Below are 25,763 nucleotides of genomic sequence, written 5' to 3'. Positions count from 1 at the left end.
TTAGTCCTCCTTTTGAAAGCTCAATGTGCCTCGGCAAAATGTCATTTCAACATCTAAGTTTTCATTTAACACCACGATATCCGCATCTTTTCCAATTTTAAGGCTTCCTTTTGTATCAAACAGGTTAAGCTGTCTTGCTGGGTTTTCAGCGGTCATTTTTATGATGTCTTCTAATGAGCAGTTCGTAAAGCTCATCGTGTTTTTAATCGCATCGTTCATCTTTAAGATGCTTCCTGCTAACGTTCCGTCTGCAAGGGTAGCGGTTGTGTCGTTTACGTGAACAGGCTGTCCGCCTAAATCATACGTACCGTTTTTTAGCCATTTGGCACGAAGAGAATCCGTGATAAGAATCATGCGTTCACTTGTAATTTGATCGTAGGCAAGCTTGACCATTTCAGGTCGGCAGTGGATGCCGTCTGTAATCAGCTCTACAAATAATTCATCTCTCAAATACGCGGCGCCTAATACGCCCGGCTCTCTATGGTGAAGACCGCGCATGCCGTTATATAAATGCGTAATATGAGAAGCTCCTGCTTCGATGGCTTCACCAACTTGATCATATGTGCTGTCGGAGTGCCCAATAGAAGCGACGACGTGTGTTTCTTTTAAATAAGAAGTAAGCGCTAAGCCGTTTGGCTGCTCCGGAGCTAACGTAACAAGTTTAATATGTCCTCCGGCTGCTTTTTGCCACTCTTGAAACAGTGCTACATTCGGATCTTGAATGTGAGTAGGAGGCTGCGCACCCGCACGTTTCGGTGAAATAAACGGACCTTCTAAGTGAATACCAACTACTTCAGCATCCGCATCTGTTTGTTCTTCGATATAAGCGCCCGCGTTGCGAAGCGCTTTTTCAACCGCTTCATTCGACTGCGTCATAGTGGTTGCTAAAAAGCTTGTTGTACCTTCTTTTGGGAGCGTGCGCGCCATTGTTTTTAATGCTTCTGCCGTACCGTCCATAGCGTCCGCATTGTTAACGCCATGAATATGCACATCAATGGCACCAGGAATCACTTTATAGGAAGGAGAAAGCTCAATCACATGATCATTCGGCTGACGGACGTATTGATGTGTCTCTCCGATTTCAGTAATTTTCTTGTTCGTTAGTTTAATATACCCGTTTTTTAATGTCTGATTTTCACTATAAACGGTTACATTATAAATAATGATGGATGAATGTGTATCCATACATACACTCCTTTGCTCGTTGTATTGATTTAAGTGTAACGCTTTTTGGAATAGTTGTCTAGACCAGTTAATTATTTTTTGTGAACTAGAAAGTTTTGTAAGGGCTTTTAACATTGATATAGAAAGGTTTTTAAAAAGAAAATTGGTATAGACAACTATATATTTTATGTGCTAGTATGAGTCCATGCAGTAAAACCGCCGTTATTTCAGCTGATTATGTACTCATGGGCTGGGATGAATGCGGTAACTTGTCATCCGATAAATATTGTTACGAAAATCCTTGCTCGTGACATCGGGTTAAATACGTTATACAAAGGGGATAGAAACATGCTGAATTTTTTACAACGTATTGGTAAATCGCTTATGCTGCCAATCGCAGTATTACCTGCTGCGGCATTGCTTCTTCGTTTGGGTCAAAAGGACTTATTGGATATTCCATTTATGGCACAAGCCGGAGATGCAATTTTTGCGAATTTAGCACTACTGTTTGCACTCGGTATTGCTGTAGGGCTTTCAAAAGATGGAAGCGGCGCAGCAGCACTTGCCGGAGTGGTCGGTTATTTTGTGTTAACAAAAGGTACTGTAGCTATTGATAAAGATATTAACATGGGTGTACTCGGCGGGATTGTCTCGGGGGTAACGGCTGGTTTACTATACAATCGTTTCTCAGCCATTAAGCTGCCAGAGTGGCTCGGCTTCTTTGCAGGAAAGCGGTTTGTACCGATTATTACGTCAGTCGTTATGCTCGCGCTTGCAGGAATCTTCGGTGTTATTTGGCCGCCGATTCAAGATCAAATTAACAACTTAGGAACGTGGATTACAGGAGCAGGAGCGCTTGGTGCAGGTATATACGGATTTTTAAACCGTCTGTTGATTCCAATTGGACTGCATCACGTGTTAAACAGCTTAGTATGGTTTGTATTCGGAGACTATCACGGCGTAACGGGAGATTTGAATCGATTCTTTAAAGGCGATCCAACGGCAGGAACATTTATGTCTGGATTCTTCCCGGTTATGATGTTTGGTTTACCGGCAGCAGCGCTTGCGATGATCGCAGCAGCTAAAAAAGAAAAACGCAAACAAGTCAGCGGTATGTTAATCGGACTTGCTGTTACTTCTTTTTTAACGGGAATTACTGAACCAATTGAATTTTTATTTATGTTCGTAGCACCGTTATTATATGTTATTCATGCCGTTTTAACAGGAATATCAATGGCTTTAGCCGTCGCTCTTGGTATTCACGCTGGATTTGGATTTTCAGCAGGGGCCATTGACTTCTTCTTAAACTACGGAATTTCACAAAAACCGCTGCTGTTAGCGGGAATTGGAATTGTATATGCAGTCATTTACTTTGTCATTTTCTATACGCTGATCAAAGCGTTAAATTTAAAAACGCCGGGACGTGAAGATGATGAAGAAGTAGACACATCAAACGAAACGGTTGTGGCAACAGGCGATAAGTATGTGGATATGGCATCGTATTTTATTGAAGATCTAGGCGGAAAAGAAAACTTAACCGTAATTGATAACTGTGCGACTCGTCTTCGCTTACAAGTAGCTGATGCCGGCAACATTAACGAATCTGCTTTAAAGCGTCACGGAGCGAGAGGAATCATGAAGCTCAGCAAAACAAATGTTCAAGTCATTGTCGGAACAGAAGTAGAGTTTGTTGCAGACGCAATGAATCAATTAGTTAAATACGGTACAGCGTCAACCGCTGCACCTGTTGAACAACAGGCTGTTCAAACAGATGCACACACAGAGTTTGTGTTACCGTTTGAAGGCGTTGTAAAGCCGCTTAGTGAAGTGGAAGATCAAGTGTTTTCACAAAAGATGATGGGCGACGGCTTTGCGATTGAACCGATTGAAGGAACGCTCGTATCACCGATTAACGGTGAAGTCATGACCGTGTTCCCAACAAAACATGCGATTGGCTTAAAAACAGCAGAAGGAATTGAAATCCTGATTCACGTTGGATTAGATACCGTGAATTTAAAAGGAGAAGGATTCGAAGCGCTTGTTCAAGAAGGTGACAGCGTTCAACAAGGAACACCTCTTTTACAGGTGGATTTAGAGTATGTTAAAAAGCATGCACCGTCTATTGTGACACCGGTTGTATTTACCAACTTGCCAGCGGATAAAGAAGTGAAGCTGTTAAAAACAGGCTACCAAAAGCAAGGTACAAAAGACGTTATTACATTTTAATAAAAAGAGGCTGGAACAAACCTGTTCTAGTTAAAAGAAGATCCGAACGATTCATCGTTCGGATCTTTTTATTGTGATGGTGAACGTAGATTCAATCTATTTAGTTGCTTCTGGCTGTTGATTGGAGGGCAAGGCGAAGACTCCAGCGGGAAAAGCGGAACAGGTGAGACCCCGCAGGAGCATAAGCGACGAGGAGGCTTACCGGCCGCCCTCGGAAAGCGAAGCCTTGCACGGAAATCAACAGCGTTGTTACAAGCAATCAGCTCATGTATCCTATTTGTTCGTTTTTATATGGGGTAATCTAGTTACGTTTCAATCTCTTTTTCTTTTCTTCATAATTGAGAGAATTTTGTGTTAAAATTTAGGGTGTTTGATACAGCTAGTGCGGAGCAGAGAGGGAGTAGAACAAGTGAAAAAAGAAACGGCATTATTCAGAGTAAAGGTGACAGCATGTTTATTATAGGAGCATTAGTCAATGGATTAGCAATTGTTGTAGGAACATTAATGGGCAAGCTTGCTCACCGCATTCCTGAAAAAGTAAGCGTGACGGTGATGCAAGTGATGGGTTTATCCGTTATCATCCTCGGTTTGCAAATGGGTTTTAAAAGTCATCAGTTTTTAATTGTAACTTTGAGCTTAGCCATTGGAGCGGTTATTGGTGAGTTCATTGATTTAGATGAAAAGCTAAACCTTTTAGGCAATATGATTGAACGAAAATTTCAATCTCAGCAAAACGACAAGCAAACATTTAGTATGTCACAGGGCTTTGTGACAGGAACGCTGATCTTTGTTATTGGAGCGATGGCGATCGTCGGGGCATTAGACAGCGGAATACGCGGCGATCACAGCGTATTGTTTACAAAAGCGGTGATGGATGGATTTATCTCATTATTATTAACGACTACGCTTGGAATAGGCGTCATTTTCTCAGCGGTGCCCGTATTTCTGTACGAAGGCATCATTGCGCTATTTGCTACGCAAATTAATGCGGTTGTGCCGCAAGATTTAATGAATAGTATCATTGCCGAAGTCACAGGAGTAGGCGGCGTGTTAATTTTAGCAATTGGAATTAATTTATTAGAAATTATTAAAATTAAAGTTGCTAATTTACTGCCTTCGATTTTAATTGCGGTCGTGATTGTAGTTGTACAGCATACATATTTTTCATGAAGAAAAAGCTTGTGAATAGTATTCGCAAGCCTTTTTGTATATATGAGTAAAAGTTAAGGAAGTAGCAGGTATAAAATGATGCGTGGATAATGGTATAGAATGAACTAACAACAAAAAGGAGGATTAAAAATGCCGAGTCCTGTTTTCAACAAAATGAATACGGTATTTATCCACGTATCCAATTTAAAGTCTTCAGTAAAATGGTATAGCGAGCTATTGAATCAAGAATACAAGATGAGCGAGGTGAAGAGCCCCGTTTATAATCTTAACATTGATGGGGAAACAGGATTAACGCTGGACGCAGGTCCTGAAGGAACAGCAAAACAAATAGCGGCTAGTCTCCATCCAATTTTTAATTTTCATACGGAAGATATTAAAGAAGAGTATGAATTTGTTAAAGGGATGGACTATACGATTGAGTCTCCGATTACTTCTTTTGAGGATTTTTCTTTTTTTACGATAAAAGATCCGGATGGACATGTGGTCATGATTTGTACAGGTTAAGTCGTTAGCTCCAGAAGTTTAAGGTATAGTATACTAATAAGAAAACCCTAATGAGATGAAGTAAGGAGAAATACTGCTTATGAAAGACAATCAACCGATTACAGCTCTTATTGCTGCACAAGTGGAGAAGTTAGCACGTCAATTTGGCTATGACTTTTTATCTGAAAAACAAGGGAATCAAACGCTTTGTCAAATTCTTCAGCGAGATGAAGACGGATCTATTTTGGCAACGCCGCTTAGTTTTCATTTACATATGAATGAAGACAAAGGGACGGGAGATATTATTTACTACCATGAACAAGGAGAATTTAAGCGCCAGCAAGTGAATGTATATGAAGAAAATAGTCTTGTGAACGTGTTGTTATTTATCCAAGAGCGCTTAAAGGTCAATCGATAGAAGCGAGTTTCCTAACATATTCATAGAAAAAAAGCAGGGAGTTCCCTGCTTTTTTTCTATGAATTAATATAGCGCAATCCTACGCGGTTATTAAAAATTTGGTTGTGATTTTTAAAGACAAAAGCACCTGCTGTGTGATCAATCACCAGCTCATTGTCGTATACTTCTTCCATGTCATCATCAACAATAAATTCTAAGTCTTCAACCGTTACAACTTTTTCATAGGGTTGAAGGCTGCGCTTTGAGATGATCTTCATTTCATAAATTGTATTCACAATATCGCAGCTCCCCCGGTCAAAAGAAAGCTGAACCATTTGATTTTGTTCTACGTTCTGCAACGCTTCTTTTGCAGAAGGAGTGACGCGTATGTTCATAATGATATCCTCCTTTGTCTATCCTCAAATTAAGTTGTGTGAAATGTATTTAGGAATACTTTATTCGATTTTTATATCACGGGCAAGAAAAAAGCTTTCTTATATTTATTATTTCCCTTTCAAAACGGAACAAAACGCTGATGTTTTTATCATGTTTTCATAAAGACGTACATAGATATCACCTGTATGTGATGAAAGGAAAGAGGAAAAAACTGCGCTTTGTAATTCTTAGGTGTAAATGCTTAAAAATAGGAATATATTGTAATAAAATAAGAAGTTAAGTCATTTACCTATTTTAATAGTTATTGAGATAGTTTTGAATAATTGGTTTTATTTTCAATATATTGGGTACTTAAGTAGAGTACTTTGCACACGATATTGCACCGAAAGACATCGGTTTATCGGACTAATTATTGTCTTATTTTGTCGAAGTAGTAGAATTTATGGAAACCATTCCTTATCATGTACAAAGTGACTAACAAAATACATAGGAGGTTCTGGTGTAGATGAGTGAGAAAGATCAAAACAGAACAACAGACGAAACAGCGGCTTCGCTAGAAACAGCGCCCGCTCCCAAAAAAGCGCCGGCTAAATGGATTATCATTTTGGCAGCTTTAATTGTGATTATTGGAGGAGCAATTACATTTGCTACGGTATTTAAAAAATCCCCTAAGCAATTATACTTAATTTCTGAAGTAAATACGTATCAAAAAGCAGCTGATGAATTAGAAACAAAGTACAGTGAAACGATGGCTTATCAGGAAAAAGCGATGAAGCAGCCTTCTACTACAAATGCTACTATCAAAGGCGGCTTTAACATGGATTCACTTTCCTATGATCCAAGCTTTAAAATGATTCAAGACCTTATCAGTAAAGCTGAAATTAAAATTAAAGCGGAACAAGATCCGAAAAAAAGTGAAGGATACGGTTCACTGGCTCTTAATATCGGCGGTTCAAAAGCGCTTGATCTAGAAGGTTTTCAAACGAAAGAAAGAATAGGCTTTAAAGCCCCGATTCTAGCAAATGAATATTTCTATTTAAACTTAGACGAATATGGACAGGTAGCGCGTAAGTTCGATCCTTCGTATTCAGGTCCTGAAACGCTTGATATTAACACAAGCAACGTGAGTTTAGAAGACTTACAGTTAACGGAAAAAGAAAAGACCTACATTGCAAAAGAGTACGGAACGTTCATTTATGATCAGCTAGACAGCGATTATTTTACAAAAGAAAAAAATGTGGATTATAAAACAAATGGCAAAACGCTTCAGTTAACAAGCGTGACGCTTAACATGTCTGACAAAGAAACAAAACAATTTATGGATAAGCTTATTGCGAAGGTAGCAAAAGATGACAAGCTTCATACCATCTATGCAAATCACGTATCTAAGCTGTTTAAATCTTCAGCAGCAACGAATCCAGAATTGAAAGATATGGCAGATCCAAAAGAATTGAAAAAATCAGTAAAAGAAAGTCTTCAAGACTTCCAAAAAGAAGCAAAAGATACGACTTACCCTGGCGGTGTTAAATCAACTGTGTACGTTCAAGATGATGTTGTGGTAGCTCGCGATATGAACATGGGCGTAAAAAATGCTTCTAACGATAAAGGCAAGCTTAACGTAGTGACTAAAAATATTCCGTATGAAGATAACAAAACGGCTAAGCAGTTTAAAGCAGTTCTAACTGATAGCACTACCGATGATGCGTTTACGTTTGATATGAAAAATGACGTAACAACGGAAAGTGAAAAACGAAAAGAAAACATGTCTATTCATTTGTTAACAAAAGATTCAAAAGATGAAGACACGAATATGACGTTTAAAATGAATTCAGTAATCAATGGTAAAACCGATGCGAAACAAACGGCTGACCGTACTTTCTCTTTAGACTTAGGTGATCAAGAAGATCTAGTAGTAAACGGGGAAGTAAAGCAGAATCAAGCAATAAGTGCTTCAAAAGGAAAAGCAGATTATTCGTTTGATATTCGTACAAAAATAGGACCAAAAGCAGATCCGGCAAACGTTACGTTAAAAATTGACTCTGCTTCTCAATTAAAAAAATCAGCAGCTATTCCAGAGCTTGATGCGTCTAATGCAACAAATGTAAAAGATGTAACGCCTGAAGATATGCTGTCGATTCAAGAAAATTTCGCTAAAAATGTTCAAGGTCTCATGATGAATATGGGAACCGCTGGTTACTAAAAGGTGCAAAGCAGATGAAGATATATTTCTCTTTGACTCTTTTTACATGTAAAGCTCTATTGAAAAATATAAAATCTCTCATACTGCTAATAATGATCCCTGCTCTGTTTTTACTTGGAGCAGGGATCATTATTAGTCAGACCATGCAAAGTGAGGAGAAAGTAAATCGGTTTCCCGTGGCCATTGTGGATAAAGATGATACTGCACAGACGAAATACGTCATCGAGCAGCTGACTGAAGGTAAGCTTCGCAAGATCATGAAGCCGCTTTACACGAATGAACAGAAAGCTAAACAGCTGCTGCAGGAAAATAAAGTGGCAGCCATTGTAACGCTGCCAAAAGGTTTTAGTCACGATATTGCTCATGGAAAAAATCAGCCTTTACACGTCATTGGGAACAACAATAAGCCGCTTCAGTCACAGCTGTTTCGCTACGTGATGGAAAGTGCAGCCGACTACACGTCAGCCGCTCAAAGCGGTATTAATACGGTTGATACCTTTTTAGAAAAAGAAAATGTTTCCGATGAAAATAGACGCGCAGAGTTTAAGAAGAGCTTAGTAACGTTTGGGCTTCATGTATTAGATAGAGGAAGTTTATTTGATGAACAAGTAGAAACGAGTTTCTTTCAGCAGGATATGAAGCAATATTATGTCCTGTCTTTTGCTGCTTTGCTGCTTATGATTTGGAGCTACGGCGGATGGCTGCTTGCTAGTGAAACGCAGACTTCTCCCGTGCTGGCTCGAATGAAAACAAGAGGTGTATCGTTTGCCCACATTTATTTAGCGCAGCTGACGGCTCTGTTTGTTCTTTTGCTGCCGGTATCTGTCGTATTGTTTGGAAGCCTCATTAAAGGACTGAAACTGCCTGTAACCGGTACGTACGGAGAGCTTTTTTTAGGGGTAAGCGGAAGTTTGGTTGCTTTTTTATGTTTGTTTTTACTGCTTCGGGTTCTTTTTTTATCACAAAAAGCTTATCAACTAACCGGTTTGCTGTTTATTTTGCTGAGTGCGATTTTAAGTGGACATGTTGTGCCGGTCGTCTATTTACCGGACTGGGCGAGTGGTTTTCAGAAATGGTCACTCAACACCCGCGTCTTGGAGCTGTTATTTTATGAATTTGATGGATATAACACAAACGAAGCTTTTCTTTACCTTAAGCCTATTCTCATTACGGCAGCAGGAAGTTTTGTTCTTGCTGTTGGCTACGTGATGATTATGCAAAGGCGGTGGAGAAAATGATCAGTGAAAAAATAAAGCAGCTGCTGAAGCGCCCTATGCTTATTGTCATGATCTTCTTTTTACCTTTAATAGGAACGGTCATCAGCAGCTCATTTTTAGCAAAAGTACAAAGTGGTTCGAAAATACCTGTTGCTCTTGTCGATCAAGATCACAGCAACATGTCTAAACAAGTGATGGATCGACTACAGAAAACAACAGAAATTCAGTTTCTTTCTCTGAACGAAGAACAAGCGAGAAAGCAGCTGGCAAAAAATAAAATTGACAGCATTTTTATGTTTCCTAACGGATTTCAACAAGAAGTAGAAGCGGGGAATTATCAAGGGGTCATTGATTTGCTCACGCTGCCTTCTTCCGTTGCCACAGAAGCGGTTCGAGAAGTTGTGGCGAGTGAAGTGACAAGGTTAACGACAAATGTTAAAGCGGCAAATGAAGTGCGTTTTTTATATAAAGTTTATAACATTTATGCAGGACCGGATTTATGGAAAGAAGCCTATCGTTATACCGATAACCAGTGGAAGCCAAAGCCGCTGATGACAATTGATTACGAGGCGCAAGGAACGAAGCATACGAAGCAAGAAAGCGTTCAAATGACCGGATACGTGCCGCTATGGGGATTCTTTACGCTTTTACTTTGCTGTATCACATCAGATTGGATGATTAAAGAGCGGAAGCACCTTTTCAAACGAATGAAAACGATGCAAAAAGGACTTTACGGTTATGTTCGAACCGTCAGCGCCGCTTATGCCGTGCTATACGTGCTTCAAGCTCTCATAAGCTTTGCTCTATTTAAATGGCTGTATGGAGTAGCGTCTTACGGTGTGCTGCTGTATATGTGTATCTATGTGATTGTATGCGTTGCTTTTAGCACGTGGCTTGCAAGTGAAAGTCAGCGAGTTGGATCTTATTATATGATCAGCGTCGTCATGGTCACAGGACTCAGTATAATAGGAGGGAGCTTTTTCCCGGTAGGAGAGCTTTCTGCAACGATTGAAAGAATAAGTCAGTGGCTTCCGCAGCATCTGCTTCTGTATCAGCATGCACTGCCGCTTACGTTCATTTGGAAAGAGATAGCTGTTTCCATTGCATGTATATGTTTGTGCGCGTTTAAAATAGTGTGGAATGTGAGGAGCATCAAATGATTGAAATTAACAATGTTAGCAAAACATACGGAAAAAAACGGTCGTTAGCAAATGTTACGCTGACCGTAGAAAGTGGAGAAGTCATTGGTCTTTTAGGACCAAACGGCGCTGGTAAGTCGACGCTTCTGTCTATTTTGTCTACCATTACGGCTCCTTCAAGCGGGAATGTCACGATTGGAGGCTTATCGCTTAAGAAAAATCAAAAAGCGATTCGAGAAGTCATTGGCTACGTTCCACAAGATATAGCGCTGTGGGAAGAGCTTAGCGTAAAAGAAAACATGAAAATGTGGAGCAAAATGACTTCACGCTCTCTGTCGAATGAACAGCTTCAGTCTCTTTGCTCAGCTGTACAGCTCGAAGGAAGATGGAAAGAAAAAGTGAAAAATTTATCAGGAGGCATGAAGCGAAAGCTAAATATAGCCGTTTCACTTATTCATGACCCGTCCGTTTTGTTAATGGACGAGCCGACGGTCGGAATTGATTTGCAGTCAAAGCTTGAGATCATTCGTTATATTAAACAGCTGGCGGCAAAAGGAAAGACGATTATCTATATCACCCACGATTTGAATGAAATCTTAGACGTGTGTCATCGGTTTGCGGTCTTAAAGGAAGGAAAGCTGGAATTTGTCGGCACGATGGACCAAGCGAAGGAAAAGACTGGGGAAGAGGCAGAAGAGAACGTTGTGTATAAGCTGCTGCATGATTAAAGCAAAATAATAATAAAAAAAGAGCCGCTTCATGAAGAAGAGGCTCTTTTTATTATGCTTGTGTAACTTCTTGTTCTGGTGAATGACTTTCAGGCTGCACGCGTTCTTCTTCAGGAAGGGCACGTACTTCTACTTCTTTCATTTGGTGACCGTCCATTTCTTTTGCGATAAACTCGTATCCGAAAAGTTTGAACGATTCGCTTTCTTGAATATCGATATTTTGCATCAGCATCCAGCCCCCAATTGTATCGATATCGTCGTTTTCAATTTCGATATGAAGCACTTCGTTAACTTCTTCAAGCAGTACTTTTGAGTTAAAGACAAAATGCTGATCGCTGATTTTTTGAACAAGCGGCTTTTCATCTGTATCAAACTCATCTCGAATTTCTCCAACGATTTCTTCTAAAATATCTTCAACGGTAACGATACCTGCCGTACCGCCGTACTCGTCAATCAACACAGCCATATGCGTACGTTTCTTTTGCATCGAGCGCAATAGGTCTTGAATCGCTACGGTTTCAATTACTTGAATAATAGGATTCATATAAAGCTTCACGCTTTGCTTTTTTAACGCATCGTTAATTACGACATCGTTTAGAATCTCTTTGACGTTGACTAAGCCGATAATGTTATCTTTGTCTCCGTCAACGGTAACAGGGTAACGAGTGTAGCGATCTTCTACAGCAAGCTTTAAGAAATCTTCAATGCTGTCGTCTTCAGAAACAGCTGAAATTTCTGTTCTTGGTACCATGATTTCGCGAGCAACACGGTTATCGAATTCGAAAATGTTGTTCACGTACTTATATTCAGACTGGTTAATTTCCCCGCCTTTAAAACTTTCTGATAAAATAATGCGCAGCTCTTCTTCACTGTGCGCAAGCTCATGCTCTGAAGCTGGCTTTAATCCAAACATTCCAGTTAATAAACGAGCAGATCCATTTAGTAACCAAATGAACGGGAACATAATTTTATAGAATAAAATTAATGGACGAGCAAACAATAACGTAACTGTTTCAGCTTTTTGAATCGCAAATGTTTTTGGCGCTAACTCACCAACGACTACGTGAACAAACGTTACAAGCGCAAATGCGATAATGAATGAAAAAATATGTGTTAAAGATGCAGCAACACCCATTTTTTCAAACAGCGGTTCTAAAATCTTTGCAACAGTCGGTTCTCCTAACCAACCGAGTCCTAAAGCAGTAATCGTAATACCAAGCTGACACGCAGATAAATACTCATCTAAGTGTGTCGTCACGGTTTTAACCGCATTCGCTCCTTTTTTTCCTTCAGCAACAAGTTGATCTACCCGTGAACTACGAAGCTTCACAATTGCAAACTCTGAAGCAACGAAAAAAGCAGTGAGTACAATTAAAATCGCAAAAATAATTAAGTTAATGGTTATCAATGAATATACTTACTTTATAGTGCTATAAAGTAAGTAAACACCTCCTGTAAATAATAAATTTACGACAGCAGCATCAGCAAAGAGTGCAAAAGAGTGACGCTTTCTGGTGAAAGCCGATTCATCATTACTTTTCGATCTTCTTCATTCAGCTTTTCCATAAGCGGTGCAACTTCTTTTAAACTGTCGTTTAGTACGTAAAATTTGGATGCTAATTCGTCTTTGGAGTGGCTATTCTCGGATTGCTCTATAGAAAATAGAGAAGAAATCTCTTCAAGAGAACGGCCTTCGCTTTTTAATTTTTCAATTAAGTAAAGACGTTTCAGCGCTTCCTCGTTATAAAAGCGATAGTTAGAAGCAGAGCGTTCTGCTTTTAACAACCCAATGTTCGTATAATAGTCAACCGTGCGTTTCGTTACATGTGCCATCTCTGCAAGTTCGCCAATTTTGTATGTCGCAACCCCATCAGAATACCACCTCCTTTAACTATGTCAACCATCACGTGATGGTTTTTATCTGCGTAACTATTTATCTTTTATCCTATCGTAATTAAGTATACGCGCGTGAGATCAAAAAGTTTCATTTTTTTATTAGCATTCAGTATATCTCAAAATAAGGTAGTTTGCCAAAGATTTTATAAAAAACTCGCTTATATTAAGCGAGTTTTTTAGTAGGATGACGTACGATAATGTGCATGCGTTCATACACATATTGAATACGTTCAGTATATTCCATGAACTCAGGGCTCATTGGAGATAGCTGATCAGCAATACGATGCATAATAGCAGCTTCTTCTTTTAACGAATCTAAATTTTGAGTTCGGTCAATTCTTGCTTTAAATGGTAACGAAATCATGTTATTCACCTCGTTGTTATGTTACTTGTTATGAGTCGCTATGTCCGTGACTTTTATCACTCTAGTCAAAGGTGATAACGTAATTATTTGATGTTTGCCGGCATTTTGTGTAGGATGATTAGAAAAGGGTTTTTATGGGAGAATGAAATGAATTTAAAACGAATGCACCACGTAGCCATTATAGGAAGTAATTATGAACGTTCAAAAGCTTTTTATGTAAATGTGTTAGGATGCAAGATTATAGAAGAAACATATAGAAAAGAAAGAGATTCATATAAGCTAGATTTAGAAGTAGCTCCTGGCTATCAAATTGAGTTGTTCTCGTTTCCAAATCCGCCACAGCGTCCTTCAAAACCTGAAGCGTGCGGCTTACGCCATTTAGCTTTTGCGGTTGAAAGCGTAGAGGATTCCAAGCGTGAACTAGAGCAGCAAGGGATTGATGTGGAACCTATTAGGGTAGATGAACTAACGGGAAAAAAATTCACTTTTTTTGCTGATCCGGACGGGTTGCCGCTAGAGCTTTATGAAGAGAAAGAGGGGGAATAAGGAGTATGTGCAATTATTTATTTGTATACGGAACGCTTCTTGAAGGAGAAGGTAATCACGGATTGCTGCATCATGCGCGCTCTATTGCCAAACAGGCAAAAACAAAAGGGAAATTATATGACACAAAGCACGGCTATCCTATGCTCGATATCGACAGTGAACATATTACGTACGGAGAAGTATATGAAGTGACCGATCAGCTTATGTGGAAGGCGCTTGATGAATTAGAAGGATACATTCATGAAGGTCATAAAGACAATGAATATGATAAAGTTGTGCAAACGGTTGAAACGGACCAAGGTGAATTTGAAGCCGTTGTGTATGTAGCAAGAGACCGTTCGCTGCTGCAGGAATTTATCCCGGGCGGAAACTGGCGCGTGTGGAAAGAAGATCTATTAGAAGGCATGCTGTACTTTGCTTACGGTTCATGTATGGATAACGATCGTTTTATTAAGCACGGGGTGGATCAGCATTTCCAAGACTGTCTCGGCAGAGCTGCTTTTAAAGGCTATACGCTTCGATATAACCACGTTATTCATGACGGAGGACGTGCAGACATGGTTGAAGAAGGCGGAGTCGTTGAAGGCAAACTGTACCGCGTGCCCCCTGAAGCGATTACGTACCTTTACGGCAGAGAAGGCGTAGATAATAACGGCTATCGTCCTGCTATTATTTCTGTCGAGCATGAAGGTAAGATGGTGGATCATGTGCTTACTTTTTTTGTGTTAAATAAAGAAAAAGAAGTCGCACCTCCGGATCACTATTCGACTGAAATTATTCGAGGAGCAACAGGTGTACTCAGCGAAGAATACGTTCAGAAGCTAATAGAGCAAGTTCATGCGCTAAAAAATAGCGATGTTGTAAATAACTAATATAAAAAGAAGCAGAGACAACAGTAGTTTAGTTGAAGAAAGCTCCGAACGAGTAATCGTTCGGAGCTTTTTATTGTTATGGTGAACGCAGGCTTAATCTATTTAGCTGCTTCTAGCTATTGATTAGAGGGCAAGGGGAAGTCTTGCACGGAAATCAACAGCGCTGTAACAAGCAGCCCAGATCATTGATCCCATTTGTTCGTCTTAAGATTGGATTGATTTTGTTATGTTATATGTTGCATCAGCTAAATGAAACAGAGAATTCTGTTTGAAATACACCGTCTTTTGATAAACGGTTGATGCCTAATTTTTCTTTGAAATTTCCGTTGTGATCATGCGTATCTGCAATTCCAAACCAAGGTTCGATGCAAAGAAAAGGAGCAATTGTATGATTTTCTGCATCATACTTTGACCAAATACCGACATACGGGAAATCATTAAACTGAACGTTAATTTGATTTTCATTAACCGCAGATTTAATTGTAATTCCGTCAATATGGCTAAAAATTAATGCATCATTTGCAAATAAATCTGCGCTTAGCGGCAGCTGGTGCAAATTTTCTGCAGCCCCTTTTTCATGAATAAGAGCGTCTTTTAACACAAATTCCTTCGGCGTAGTTTCAGAAGGCTCTATTTCTAAAAAGTAATCAGAAATCTGCTCGTTTTCACGTAACGGAATACGAAAAGCAGGGTGGGCTCCAATTGAAAAATACATATCGCCTTTATCTTCATTCACTACTTTCCACTGAAACGTTAATCGGTTGTTTTCAAGACGATAGCTGATTTCAACTGCACATTCAAACGGATATACGTCTTTAAAGCGGCCGTTTGTAGCGAATTGCAGCCGTGCCGTTTCGTTTGTTTGTTGGATCACGCTAAAAGCAGAATCACGTAAAAAACCGTGCTGTGGCAAAGAATATATGCGCTGATCAACGGTATACTGATCATTTTTTAATCTGCCCACAATTGGAAACAACACGGGCGATACTCGTCCCCAATAAGCGGGGTCGCCGCTCCACATAAACTGCAGGTCTTTTTCTTTATGAAATACTTCTACAACTTCCGCTCCCTTTTCTTGAATGCTGACTTTCATTTGGTTATTTTCTAGTACAATCATTACAACATCTCCTAAATCATTCTTGTACGCTTGAGCAGTCTCAACCGTACTGGCTTTGCCTATATTATACCCTTCTTAGCAAAAAAGGTATTAATTTCCCTATTTTTGTTCAAATTAATATAGAAAAAGGAGGGTTCAAATATGAATCATGCAACATTATTGCTCATTAAATTTGCAGCGGCACTTATTGCGTTTGGTATAGGCCTTGATTTGTTTTTTGATGCAACCATCGGAGACATTATTTCTTTTAGCTTGCTAACGACAGTTGTGACATATTTAGTAGTGGATCGAATTGTACTGCCTCGAGTGGGCAATCGCGATGCCATTATTGTTGAATTTGTTCTAACCTATATGAGCGTATGGATTTTTGGCACATTGTTATTAGACAGCTACGTTCAAATTGCGTGGGGAAGCATTATTTCTGCAGCTATTATTACATTTGCCGAGGTTTTTGTTCACCGCTACTTATTCAACCATATTGAAACGAAACATACAGCGAGAACGCGTCCGGCTTTTAAGCGAAAACTAGCGTATGACACAGAATTTGCAGAAGAACAGCATGTAGAAAACAAGGAAAATCCAAAATAAAAAGAGGCTGGAACAAAAGTAGTTTAGCTGAAGTGAAAAACGAACCACTAATCAAAATGTTTGATTAGTGGTTCGTTTTTTTTGTTATGGTGAACATAGGTTTCATTCTTCTAGCAGTTGCTTGGAGGGCAAGGCGAAGACTCCTGCGGGAAAAGCGGAACAGATGAGACCCCGCAGGAGCGTACGCGACGAGGAGGCTCATCGGCCGCCCGCGGAAAGCGAAGTCTTGCACGGAAATCGACTGCGGTGTCACAAGCGGTTCAGCTCATGTATCCCATTTATTCGTCTTTAGATTGGATTCATTTCGTTATGTCTCAACCTCTTTTTATGTGTTAATGCATAAAAGTCATTTCCTTTAAAGGCCAGTATTTCATATTGACTTCTCCCATGATTGAAGAAATCGGAGTGAGGCCAAAATGCCTGCCATCTCGGCTAATGCGTCTATTGTCACCTAGCACTAATACGTATCCATCCGGTATCGTGCCGTCTGGAGACAGTTCGTACGTGGAAAAATTTTCAGTAAATCGTTCGTAAGCGGGCACCTTGGATAAATATTTATGAAGATGCGGCTCTTTTTTGACTTTGTTATTTATATAGAGAACATCATCTTTGTATTCGACCGTTTCTCCTGGTAAGCCCACGATCCGCTTTACTAGAAAATCACTGCTATAGGGAGCTTGCAAAACGACAATGTTAAAGCGCTCCAGCTTGCTGTGTTTGTTAATAATAATTCGATTGCCTTCGTGCAAAATAGGCTTCATAGAATCGCCTTTTACAGTGTAGGGCTGAAACCAATAGTGCTGAACGACAATAGAAAGCAAAACGGTGCCAAGGATGACGCTTGTGTATGTAAGAATTTCACGCTTTATTTTTTTATTGACCATAATGGATGAACACCTTCTTAACGGTAAGACTGTCAATTTAAGTTTTTCATAGAGATATAACAGTGTTGATTGTACCATTCAGAACTAAAGTTTTCCATATCTATCTATCTATTTATGCGTATATGCCAAAAATATGCTGGGCGGAACAAAAAATGAAAAGAGCCGCTATTCTCTAGAATAACGGCTCTTCTTTATTATAACTGAGCGCGCTCAGTTTGAGTAGCTGGTTGATTTGGTTCTTCTTCCACAACAGGCTCAACAGGCTTATGCTGCTTGACTTCTTCTTCCAGCTCAGCAATTCGCTTGTTTTTCTGTTTCACTTGTCCTCTTAGTTGAACAATTTTCACAAAGCTCAATGAAGCAGCAACAACTCCTCCAAACACGGCCGTTGTTAAGATGATTAAAATAAGAGGCCATTTTTGTGAACCAAATACATAGTTAAATTGTACAGGATCGTTGTTAATTACAGCTAAAACAGCAATGATAAGAGCAAATATAAGTCCTAAAATAAAAAAGCTCTGTCCTTTCATAAGCTGCACTTCCTTTCTTTTACAACTTTTATAGCAAAACTGCTTACCTTAAGTGTTTGCCATCTTGCTTATAGGTATACGTATCCACATTTAAACAAAATCAAACATTTTCTTGATTATATATATCTTTCTTTTAAAACACAATATATCGATTGGTGTAGAAACTTTGACATGTCCAAAGACCTGGTAGAGTGGAATTTCTGAGGGGAGGGAGTGGATATAATACTTCATTGTCATAAAAAAAGCACGCGTGCGCCGCGTGCTTTTTTTATGTATAAACTTAAAATGCGTTTAGGGTGTTATCGCTTAACCACTGTTTGCGTTCAGCTGCATCTTCGAATAACTCATCTGCATTTGTAAATTGAGAAGCAATGACATATTCAATTGTTGCAAGAGGAGCTGTTAGCAAACGCCAGTTTAATACAATTGTATTATCTTGAGTCGTAGCGTATTCTTCACCTAACTCGTCCCACTTAACAGATTCAGGAGCATTGTCTGCTGCTTTTTTAACAGATTTCAAAGCTTCTTGGAATTTTTCACCTGCGCGGCCTTGGTACCATTCTGTTAATAGTTGTCCAATACCTTCATTTGTTTGCTGCTCGTTCCAGCTTTCAGGTACTGTAGCAATAAATTTTGCACGGAATGTCATTTCAGCCTTTGCTACATCTCCACGAACGATGTTTAAGCGGTATTGACGTCCTAGGTAAGGGAATTTGTCTCCTTCTTCAAAAGAACCAGTTTTAGCTGCAGAAGCTGCTGCTTTAGGAGCCTCTTTTTTAGCTGTTTCTTTTTTTACTGCTTCTTTCTTTGGAGCAGCTGGCTTTTCCTCAGCTGTCTGTGAACCGTTTAGTTGTTTTAAAATCCATGTTGCTTTGCGTGCGATGATTGAACGCACATTGTTTTCATTAAGACCTCTCGGGATAATAACTTTTACCCCTTCTTTGTCACAAATTTGCACCGTGATATCGGTTCTATTTGGAACGACTTCAATTTTGTAGTCAATTGTTTGATTGCCTGTTTGATACGTATACATAAAATTTTTCGTACTCCTTTCTACAAATCTTCATTTTATAAGCAAAGGTAGAGTTTGGTCAAATGAAAGAATAATCAGACAGTTATCAACTGCTGTTGCAGCGCCTTGCAGAATGATATGTATTCCAATGTTTAGTGGAAAAGCGCCAATAATAATTGTTTCAATTCTTCTTTAGTTTTTACAAAAAAATATAAAAATATGCCGATACTACTAATATAGATTAGACATTCTATGTCTTTAGATTGTATAGGGGATGAAAAAATGAAAAAAGTTTTTCAAAGTTTACGCATGAAAATGCTATGTATGATTGCAGCCATGGTGGCCATAACATCTACTGTAATTGAAGTAACAAATTATTATCTTATTGTGAAACAAGAGCAAGCAGCTTCGATTACGCTAGTGATTACATTTCTGTTTGTTTCTTTTACAACTACCGTGTTCTATTTTATCATACGTCGCTACATAATTGCGGTTGAAAATTTGTCAAAAACAATGAAAGGGATTTCAAACGGCGATTTATCTGTAGATGTTGTTCCTTTGAAAGGGAAAAATGAGATTAGTACACTCATATCTTCATTTAATGAAATGATGACTCACATGAGAATGCTGCGTCAGAAAATAAGTAAAACAAAAAGCACGGTCAGTCATTCCTCAGAGCAATTGCTTGCAAGCATGGAGGAAACAAAAACAGCTGTAACAGAAGTTACGATGTCTATTCAAGAGATTGCTGCGGGTTCTGATAAGCAGTTGTCAAGTGTGGTTGAAACCGAGCAAGCTATGGTGGATATGGCCAAGCTACTTCAGAAAATGACTGATCATTCTTCAAAGGTACAACAATCGATGAACAGAGCCTCTGAACATGCTTCTACGGGAAATGTTGCGGTGAAAGAGGTGACGAATCAAATGAATAAAATCTATGAAACAGTTAAGATATCCACCAGTGAAGTAAAGGGGCTCGAAGATCGTTCCGCAGAGATTGGCCGCATTATTAATACGATTACAAGAATTGCTGAACAAACAAATCTTCTTGCACTTAATGCTGCTATTGAAGCTGCAAGGGCTGGAGAACATGGAAAAGGTTTTGCTGTAGTAGCGGGGGAAGTACGTAAGCTAGCGGAAGAATCTAAAACGTCCGCTATACAAATCAGTCATCTGTTAAAAGAAATTGAAGCGCAGGCAAAGCAGGCTTATCAAAACATGGAAGTCAATACAGAAGAAGTCACGCTTGGCATTGCCACTGTCGAAGATGTAACGCAACAGTTTTCCACAATTATTGAAGATGTCTTTGCCGCTCAAGGACAAATGAACAAAATGACAAAGGCAACAGGAGAGATTGATGGGTATTCATTTAAGGTAATGGAGTCTGTCATGGCCCTTTCGGAGATCGCTAAACAAGCAGCTGCTTACGCTGAAGAAGTAGCTGCGGCTTCACAGGAGGAGTTAGCATCTATAGAAGAACTTGTGGTGTTGGCCGCTAATTTAAAATCTACGGTAAGTGAGTCCTGAAGTCTATCTTGATATGTACGTAATACGCGCAGTTTTCTGCGTGTATTTGTTTTATTTATACCCTTTATAGAAAACGATAAATAGAATTGACACGTTATAAAAGCAGTTGTATAGTGAGTACGCAAGGCGGCAGTCTGTCTTTTTTAATTCTTAGTAAACTTATAAGTTAAATAAAATATTTAAGCACTACATAAGGAGACGAAGAGATGAAAAATGAATTCCGTTTGGCAACAAATGACGACGCAGATAACTTATTGAACTTAACTCTACAAGCATATAAGCCTATTCGAGAGCTAGGCATTCCTTTCTTAGCAGCTACTGCTGATCTTGCCCTCGTTAAGAAAAATATTTCTCAAAACCTTTGCTATGTATATGAAGAAGATAAAAGAATCGCTGCAACTGTGTCGATACGAATGCCTTGGGGAGAACATCCAGGTCCGTTTGCTGTTCCGCACCTTTGGTGGTTTGCAGTAGACCCGTCGTTTGCCAGGAAAGGCGTTGGTTCTAAGCTGCTGTATCTAGTAGAGGAAGAGGTAATAAAAAATACGTTTAAATCACCAGGTGTGTCTTTAGGAACAGCAAAAGAACATCCTTGGTTAGTTGAGATGTATGAACGAAAAGGATATGTTCAAGCTAAAGAAAAGCACCTTGCAGAAGGTTATACGACCGTATTTCTTTATAAAAAATTCAATGAGGTACACTCTTTGTCGTAAAAGATAGAGAAGTGATCTAAATTAAGAAATGTGAAAGAGTGATAAAGATGACAGATCAATTACTACTAAATGAGCTAATAGACATACGCCGTGAGCTGCACCGGTTTCCAGAGCTTTCAATGAAAGAATATGAAACAACTAAACGTATTAAAAAGTGGTTAAAGCACTATGATATTTCTACAGCGGATGCATTCCAATTAGACGTAGGAGCAGTAGCAGAAATTGTGGGAGGAAAGCCGGGACCTACTATCGCTATTCGAGCTGATATTGATGCGCTGCCAATTGAAGAAAAGACCAATCTGCCATTTGCTTCTGAAGTGAACGGTGTTATGCACGCATGCGGCCATGATTTTCACACGGCTTCTATAATCGGAGCAGCTATCCTTCTTAAAGAGCGTCAGCAGGAGCTTTGCGGTACGGTTCGATTTATCTTTCAGCCAGCCGAAGAAACGGCTTCTGGGGCAAAAATGCTAGTGGAAAAAGGTGTGCTTGAAGGAGTGGAAGCGATATTTGGGATGCATAACAAACCGGATCTTCCTGTAGGGACCATAGGTATCAAACCGGGACCTTTAATGGCAAGCGTTGATCGTTTTGAAATTGACGTCAAAGGAGTAGGAGGTCACGCGGGCATCCCTGAAAAAACAGTAGATCCGATTGCTGCTGCTGGTCAAATTGTTACTAGTTTACAAACCATTGTCAGCCGTAATCTCAGCCCCTTTCAAAATGTTGTTGTCAGCATAACTCAAATCCACGGAGGGAGCTCGTGGAACGTCATTCCTGACAAAGTAACGCTTGAAGGAACGGTGCGTACCTTTCAAGAAGAAGCGAGAGAAAAAATACCGGCTCTTATGAAACGAACTGCTGAAGGGATTGGCGCAGCTTTCGGGGCTTCAGTAGACGTTAAATGGTATCCATATCTTCCTGTAGTCAACAATGATGATACGCTGGAAAAAATGGCTATTAAAGCGGCAGAAGATCTTAGTTATCAAGTCGTAGAAGCTGAACAATCGCCTGGAGGAGAAGATTTTGCCGTATATCAGCAGCATGTACCAGGATTTTTTGTATGGATGGGTACAGCTGGAGAATATGAATGGCACCATCCTTCTTTTTCATTAAATGAAGAGGCATTACTTGTAGCAGCTTCTTATTTTGCTAATCTAAGCTTTCATTTTTTGAATTCATTCCATTACCAAAAAAATTAAAATATTTTTATTTTTCTATTTACGCGGATGAAATTGTTTGATAAAATAAATTTTAAATTAAAAAAGTTATCACGAGTGGACGAGAGATCTGGCTCTTTGACTCCACAGCAACCTACGAATGTAAGGTGCTCCTACCAGCAAAGCATGTGCTTTGGGTGATAAAACGGGTGAAAAACTCATTTTGCATCAAAGCAAAATGAGTTTTTTTTATTTTTCTAAAAGGAGAGGGTTTTATGAGTCATACAGCAGTTGCAGCACATACAGGAGAGAAAGCATTAAAGGAAGCCGTGAAATTATTAGGAAAGCATTATGAAGTAGCTTATCGTGAATTAGAAACATTTTACGAAATTGTGGTCGAAAACCAAGTTCGTACATATGCTGTAGGCATAGATATTAAAGATGTACAAAAAGCAAATGAACTAGAAATTTATTCATCATGCTGTTCCAAGCTTGAGCGAGTAGGCTGTCTGTTATAGAAGTCTGCTCGCGCCTCTATTTTTTAAGTATTTTTAAATAGAAAGCATGTTTTTTGACAACCGAAGAATCTGGTGGGTATAATCATTACTCACTAGGTTTCAAAATTAATCATAAATTGTCGAAATTTTTACACAAATTAAAGGTTACATTCGAAATGAATTGTGGTATGTTATAAAACAAGAATATTTTATGAAAGGAGCATTGAAATGGAAATGTCTCTTGAACACGGAAACGATGCAGGAAGCGAACAGCTTATTGATCGTATCCTAGACTTTTTAGAAGATGACCAAAAGTAAAAAAAGAGTGTGCGGTGCTATCCCTAGCCGCGCACTCTTTTTTTATCATGTGCGTAAAGGCAGCGCCATACTATGATACATAGGGATAGAATGAAAGGGTCTCTGTCAAAGGGATTGACGAATGGTTTTGTTTGATAGAAAATTTAGAAAAAGGAAAGAGATGAAGGGTATGTCGAACAAAACATCTTTGTATCAAACAAAAGAACAGTTAAAAAAACTTGTAAGCGAATTGGTTTCTATACCTAGCGTGACAGGAACGATGGCAGAAGTGGAAATGGCTGAATCGATAGCGTCGTATTTATTGAAGCTGCCTTACTTTCAAAAAAACGAGCAGGTCGAGCTTCATTCAACAGGAGACGGGCGATCGATTGTCACAGCTTTTGTTCAAGGGAAAAATACGAATAAAACAGTTGTACTCGTAAGTCATTACGATGTAGTGGATGTACAAGATTATGGACAGTGGAAAAAAGATGCTTTTCACGCTCATACATTAACGAGTACTTTTTATAACCATATGGAACAAGTTCCAGCACACGTACAAAAGGATATGATAAAAGGAGACTGGCTTTTTGGCCGAGGAACGATGGACATGAAAGCAGGCATTGCCCTGCATATCAGTATGGTTGAACGAGCATGCAACGGAGAGTTTGACGGAAACATCCTGCTGCTGTCGGTGCCGGATGAAGAAGTAAATTCGCTTGGGATGAGAAAAGCAGTGCCTGTTCTTTTAGAACTTGCCCGCAAACATCAGCTGGATTTTTCTCTCATGCTAAATGCAGAACCAGTGTTCAGCCGCTATCCCGGAGATCAAACGAACTATGTGTACTCAGGATCGATTGGGAAGATCATGCCAAGCTTTTTGTGTTATGGAAAAGAAACTCATGTAGGGGAACCGCTAGCTGGGTTAAATGCTAATTTACTAGCTTCTTATTTAACAAAAGAAATAGAATTAAACGTTGATTTTTGCGAAAAAGTAAGAGATGAAACGAGTCCACCTCCTACGGTGCTGATACAAAAAGATTTAAAAGAAGAGTATTCAGTTCAAGTTCCGCACTCTGCCGTTGTATTATTTAATTTATTTATGTTAAACCGCTCTCTTAAAGAAGTAACAGATCTGCTGTTGAAATCGGCTGACAAAGCGGCTTTGAATGTGAAAAAACATTATAATAAAGCCGCTAGGCAGTACGCTGCGGGAATGGAGGGTTCATCTCTTGACGTGAACGTATGGACGTATGAAGAACTTTATACTCATGCAGTCAAACAGCACGGTGAAAAATATGTGCAAGAAATGGAAGCGGCACTTTTGGAACAAGAGGATGATGATAGAAATAAAACCATTAACTTAGTAAACTCTTTAGCTGGTTTATGTAAAGAAGCAGCTCCGATGATGGTCTTATTTTTTACGCCGCCTTTTTATCCGGCCGTTTGTTCACATGATGATCCCTTTGTACAAGAGATTTTGTCAAACGTACAGGCAACTGCCAAAGAGCAATTCCAAGTGGAGCTAGTTGAACAAAGTTATTTTGGCGGAATTTCGGATTTAAGCTATGCCAGCCTGCAGCATCCGCTTCATACATTTAACACGTTAGTAGCCAATATGCCGCTATGGAATAAAGGGTATCATATCCCGCTAGAAGAGCTAGAGGAGCTGAAGATGCCGGTGCTGAACATTGGACCGCTGGGAAGAGATGCGCATCAATGGACCGAAAGATTAGACGTTCAGTATTCCTTTGAAATTTTGCCTCATTTCATTTATCAAGCTATAAAAGAAGCGCAGAAATAAACATCCGCCTGCGGATCTTTATTTGTTGAATTTAAACGAAGCTCCTTGTACGGTAATTTGTTGCGATGTTAGAGCGTGATCCAATTCAACCAAAAATGGACGCTCTCCAACTTTTTTTAATGTATCATGGACAACACCTTGTGTTCCGCTGCAAAAAATAAGGTTTCCTCCATTGACATATAGTTTTTGACAACGTGCATCAAGTAAAGAGTCTTTGTAGCTTTCGCCAGACTGAACGCCCAGCAGTTTCGTCCACTTGCTGATGGATTCTTCGAGGTTATGTACAGCACAGTAAATATTTTTTAGCTGCAGCTGACCAGCTTGGTGGGAAGAAAGATCCGCTAGCTTTGGCTTGCGTTTTTCTTCTGGTTCACCCCATTCAATAAAAAAAGGAAGAGGCAGGGAATCGTGGTCAGCTTCAATAAAACACATTTTCCATTGAAGTCTTTCTCCATCATTGGTTTGACGAGAACCCGCTACAGGGCCTTTTACACTGTAGCCCTTGTCTTTCAGATTGGTTATGAGCAAATCTATATCATCTGTACGAAGGGCAAATCGCCCAAAATGACCAAACGGCGTATGTTCGTTAACAAGCTGCTGAATAAGGTCATTATCTGTAACAGTTTGAGCGAACGCGATGTCTCTAAGCCCAAGCCATTCAATATAGCTGAGGTTAAAATAAGCCAATGTGTTAAAAGTGCCCCATTTTTCATGGATGCCGCCTTTAATGACATTTATCCCGTATTCGTTTAGTTCTTTCTGAGCTTTAATAGGATCAGGTGAAAAATGAACAAGATGATCAAAAGATAAGTGCATGGATAGGCCTCCTCTTAAGA

General features: G+C 39.4%; 28 protein-coding genes and 1 riboswitch. Of the genes, 18 read left to right on the top strand and 10 right to left on the bottom strand.

The window, feature by feature from the left end; genetic code table 11:
• The gene (nagA, locus tag AC2YJL_RS18010; RefSeq protein WP_349768522.1) at nucleotides 1-1,185 is read right to left on the bottom strand and encodes an N-acetylglucosamine-6-phosphate deacetylase; all 1,185 of its coding nucleotides are present in this window, start codon (nucleotides 1,183-1,185) and stop codon (nucleotides 1-3) included.
• Between the two features lie 327 nt (nucleotides 1,186-1,512).
• Here nagA and nagE point away from each other — a divergent pair, with 327 nt between their 5' ends.
• The 5 genes from nagE to AC2YJL_RS17985 all read left to right on the top strand — a co-directional run bounded on the left by nagE (nucleotide 1,513) and on the right by AC2YJL_RS17985 (nucleotide 5,461).
• The gene (gene nagE, locus AC2YJL_RS18005) at nucleotides 1,513-3,390 is read left to right on the top strand and encodes an N-acetylglucosamine-specific PTS transporter subunit IIBC (RefSeq protein ID WP_115653303.1); all 1,878 of its coding nucleotides are present in this window, start codon (nucleotides 1,513-1,515) and stop codon (nucleotides 3,388-3,390) included.
• A 117-nt stretch (nucleotides 3,391-3,507) separates the two neighbouring features.
• Nucleotides 3,508-3,690, top strand: a complete 183-nt coding sequence (locus AC2YJL_RS18000; RefSeq protein WP_487374827.1) for a hypothetical protein — start codon at nucleotides 3,508-3,510, stop codon at nucleotides 3,688-3,690.
• A gap of 150 nt (nucleotides 3,691-3,840) precedes the next feature.
• Nucleotides 3,841-4,560 carry a DUF554 domain-containing protein gene (locus AC2YJL_RS17995; protein ID WP_487374877.1) on the top strand — a complete coding sequence of 240 codons (720 nt, stop codon included), beginning with the start codon at nucleotides 3,841-3,843 and terminating at the stop codon, nucleotides 4,558-4,560.
• 129 nt (nucleotides 4,561-4,689) lie between these two features.
• Nucleotides 4,690-5,064 carry a VOC family protein gene (locus AC2YJL_RS17990; protein WP_407819083.1) on the top strand — a complete coding sequence of 125 codons (375 nt, stop codon included), beginning with the start codon at nucleotides 4,690-4,692 and terminating at the stop codon, nucleotides 5,062-5,064.
• Between the two features lie 79 nt (nucleotides 5,065-5,143).
• Entirely contained in the window at nucleotides 5,144-5,461 is a 318-nt protein-coding gene (locus AC2YJL_RS17985; protein ID WP_016763330.1) for a hypothetical protein, read from the top strand.
• 56 nt (nucleotides 5,462-5,517) lie between these two features.
• On the opposite strand, the gene AC2YJL_RS17980 is transcribed toward AC2YJL_RS17985, so the two are convergent.
• Nucleotides 5,518-5,835 carry an iron-sulfur cluster biosynthesis family protein gene (locus AC2YJL_RS17980; RefSeq protein ID WP_195695077.1) on the bottom strand — a complete coding sequence of 106 codons (318 nt, stop codon included), beginning with the start codon at nucleotides 5,833-5,835 and terminating at the stop codon, nucleotides 5,518-5,520.
• Nucleotides 5,836-6,341: 506 nt separating this feature from the next.
• Between AC2YJL_RS17980 and AC2YJL_RS17975 the strand changes: the two genes are divergently transcribed.
• The 4 genes from AC2YJL_RS17975 to AC2YJL_RS17960 are packed head-to-tail and all read left to right on the top strand — an operon-like array spanning nucleotide 6,342 to nucleotide 11,120.
• Nucleotides 6,342-8,036: a DUF6583 family protein gene (locus AC2YJL_RS17975; protein WP_230932014.1), complete on the top strand. Its 1,695-nt coding sequence runs from the start codon at nucleotides 6,342-6,344 to the stop codon at nucleotides 8,034-8,036.
• Nucleotides 8,037-8,050: 14 nt separating this feature from the next.
• Nucleotides 8,051-9,274 carry an ABC transporter permease gene (locus AC2YJL_RS17970; protein WP_487374826.1) on the top strand — a complete coding sequence of 408 codons (1,224 nt, stop codon included), beginning with the start codon at nucleotides 8,051-8,053 and terminating at the stop codon, nucleotides 9,272-9,274.
• Nucleotides 9,271-10,413, top strand: coding sequence for an ABC transporter permease (locus tag AC2YJL_RS17965; protein WP_487374825.1), 1,143 nt, complete (start codon nucleotides 9,271-9,273; stop codon nucleotides 10,411-10,413). Before AC2YJL_RS17970 ends, AC2YJL_RS17965 begins: the two co-directional genes overlap by 4 nt.
• Nucleotides 10,410-11,120 carry an ABC transporter ATP-binding protein gene (locus AC2YJL_RS17960; protein WP_487374824.1) on the top strand — a complete coding sequence of 237 codons (711 nt, stop codon included), beginning with the start codon at nucleotides 10,410-10,412 and terminating at the stop codon, nucleotides 11,118-11,120. Before AC2YJL_RS17965 ends, AC2YJL_RS17960 begins: the two co-directional genes overlap by 4 nt.
• A 52-nt stretch (nucleotides 11,121-11,172) precedes the next feature.
• Here AC2YJL_RS17960 and AC2YJL_RS17955 read toward each other — a convergent pair whose 3' ends face one another.
• The 3 genes from AC2YJL_RS17955 to AC2YJL_RS17945 all read right to left on the bottom strand — a co-directional run bounded on the left by AC2YJL_RS17955 (nucleotide 11,173) and on the right by AC2YJL_RS17945 (nucleotide 13,380).
• Nucleotides 11,173-12,528 carry a hemolysin family protein gene (locus tag AC2YJL_RS17955; protein ID WP_195695074.1) on the bottom strand — a complete coding sequence of 452 codons (1,356 nt, stop codon included), beginning with the start codon at nucleotides 12,526-12,528 and terminating at the stop codon, nucleotides 11,173-11,175.
• A 59-nt stretch (nucleotides 12,529-12,587) separates the two neighbouring features.
• Nucleotides 12,588-12,953 (bottom strand): MerR family transcriptional regulator, encoded by a 366-nt coding sequence (locus tag AC2YJL_RS17950; RefSeq protein WP_050688249.1) that lies wholly within the window; start codon nucleotides 12,951-12,953, stop codon nucleotides 12,588-12,590.
• 226 nt (nucleotides 12,954-13,179) lie between these two features.
• A complete protein-coding gene (locus AC2YJL_RS17945) occupies nucleotides 13,180-13,380 on the bottom strand; it encodes a hypothetical protein (protein WP_195695073.1) in 201 nt (66 codons plus the stop codon).
• A gap of 147 nt (nucleotides 13,381-13,527) precedes the next feature.
• Between AC2YJL_RS17945 and gloA2 the strand changes: the two genes are divergently transcribed.
• Nucleotides 13,528-13,926, top strand: a complete 399-nt coding sequence (gene gloA2 / locus AC2YJL_RS17940) for an SMU1112c/YaeR family gloxylase I-like metalloprotein (RefSeq protein WP_195695072.1) — start codon at nucleotides 13,528-13,530, stop codon at nucleotides 13,924-13,926.
• Nucleotides 13,927-13,931: 5 nt separating this feature from the next.
• Nucleotides 13,932-14,798 (top strand): gamma-glutamylcyclotransferase family protein, encoded by an 867-nt coding sequence (locus AC2YJL_RS17935; RefSeq protein WP_195695071.1) that lies wholly within the window; start codon nucleotides 13,932-13,934, stop codon nucleotides 14,796-14,798.
• A 241-nt stretch (nucleotides 14,799-15,039) separates the two neighbouring features.
• On the opposite strand, the gene AC2YJL_RS17930 is transcribed toward AC2YJL_RS17935, so the two are convergent.
• Entirely contained in the window at nucleotides 15,040-15,915 is an 876-nt protein-coding gene (locus tag AC2YJL_RS17930) for an aldose 1-epimerase family protein (protein WP_195695070.1), read from the bottom strand.
• A gap of 141 nt (nucleotides 15,916-16,056) precedes the next feature.
• Between AC2YJL_RS17930 and AC2YJL_RS17925 the strand changes: the two genes are divergently transcribed.
• The gene (locus AC2YJL_RS17925) at nucleotides 16,057-16,503 is read left to right on the top strand and encodes a YndM family protein (RefSeq protein WP_016763336.1); all 447 of its coding nucleotides are present in this window, start codon (nucleotides 16,057-16,059) and stop codon (nucleotides 16,501-16,503) included.
• Nucleotides 16,504-16,620: 117 nt separating this feature from the next.
• Complete coding sequence (locus tag AC2YJL_RS17920) at nucleotides 16,621-16,839, top strand: hypothetical protein (RefSeq protein ID WP_251567537.1); 219 nt, start codon at nucleotides 16,621-16,623, stop codon at nucleotides 16,837-16,839.
• On the opposite strand, the gene lepB is transcribed toward AC2YJL_RS17920, so the two are convergent.
• The 3 genes from lepB to AC2YJL_RS17905 form a co-directional block, all read right to left on the bottom strand.
• Nucleotides 16,836-17,387 carry a signal peptidase I gene (gene lepB / locus AC2YJL_RS17915; protein WP_195695068.1) on the bottom strand — a complete coding sequence of 184 codons (552 nt, stop codon included), beginning with the start codon at nucleotides 17,385-17,387 and terminating at the stop codon, nucleotides 16,836-16,838. The two genes, AC2YJL_RS17920 and lepB, sit on opposite strands and share 4 nt — an antisense overlap.
• Nucleotides 17,388-17,581: 194 nt before the next feature.
• Nucleotides 17,582-17,917, bottom strand: coding sequence for a LapA family protein (locus AC2YJL_RS17910; RefSeq protein ID WP_487374823.1), 336 nt, complete (start codon nucleotides 17,915-17,917; stop codon nucleotides 17,582-17,584).
• A gap of 280 nt (nucleotides 17,918-18,197) precedes the next feature.
• The gene (locus tag AC2YJL_RS17905) at nucleotides 18,198-18,950 is read right to left on the bottom strand and encodes a M48 family metallopeptidase (protein WP_153254297.1); all 753 of its coding nucleotides are present in this window, start codon (nucleotides 18,948-18,950) and stop codon (nucleotides 18,198-18,200) included.
• Nucleotides 18,951-19,211: 261 nt separating this feature from the next.
• Between AC2YJL_RS17905 and AC2YJL_RS17900 the strand changes: the two genes are divergently transcribed.
• The 5 genes from AC2YJL_RS17900 (at nucleotide 19,212) to AC2YJL_RS17880 (ending at nucleotide 24,927) form a co-directional block, all read left to right on the top strand.
• Entirely contained in the window at nucleotides 19,212-20,456 is a 1,245-nt protein-coding gene (locus tag AC2YJL_RS17900; protein ID WP_230932020.1) for a methyl-accepting chemotaxis protein, read from the top strand.
• A gap of 206 nt (nucleotides 20,457-20,662) precedes the next feature.
• Nucleotides 20,663-21,169: a GNAT family N-acetyltransferase gene (locus tag AC2YJL_RS17895; RefSeq protein WP_195695066.1), complete on the top strand. Its 507-nt coding sequence runs from the start codon at nucleotides 20,663-20,665 to the stop codon at nucleotides 21,167-21,169.
• 47 nt (nucleotides 21,170-21,216) lie between these two features.
• Entirely contained in the window at nucleotides 21,217-22,371 is a 1,155-nt protein-coding gene (locus AC2YJL_RS17890) for an amidohydrolase (protein ID WP_230932021.1), read from the top strand.
• A 63-nt stretch (nucleotides 22,372-22,434) separates the two neighbouring features.
• Nucleotides 22,435-22,536, top strand: a riboswitch (SAM riboswitch).
• Between the two features lie 68 nt (nucleotides 22,537-22,604).
• On the top strand, nucleotides 22,605-22,847 hold the full coding sequence (locus tag AC2YJL_RS17885; protein WP_045293042.1) for a hypothetical protein: 243 nt from the start codon (nucleotides 22,605-22,607) through the stop codon (nucleotides 22,845-22,847).
• A 466-nt stretch (nucleotides 22,848-23,313) separates the two neighbouring features.
• Nucleotides 23,314-24,927 carry a M20/M25/M40 family metallo-hydrolase gene (locus AC2YJL_RS17880; RefSeq protein ID WP_230932022.1) on the top strand — a complete coding sequence of 538 codons (1,614 nt, stop codon included), beginning with the start codon at nucleotides 23,314-23,316 and terminating at the stop codon, nucleotides 24,925-24,927.
• Nucleotides 24,928-24,945: 18 nt separating this feature from the next.
• On the opposite strand, the gene AC2YJL_RS17875 is transcribed toward AC2YJL_RS17880, so the two are convergent.
• A complete protein-coding gene (locus AC2YJL_RS17875; protein ID WP_230932023.1) occupies nucleotides 24,946-25,743 on the bottom strand; it encodes a VOC family protein in 798 nt (265 codons plus the stop codon).
• Between the last annotated feature and the right edge of the window lie 20 nt (nucleotides 25,744-25,763).

This window comes from Priestia sp. SRI_019 (assembly GCF_057586255.1).
This window is presented reverse-complemented; position numbering and strand designations above follow the sequence as displayed.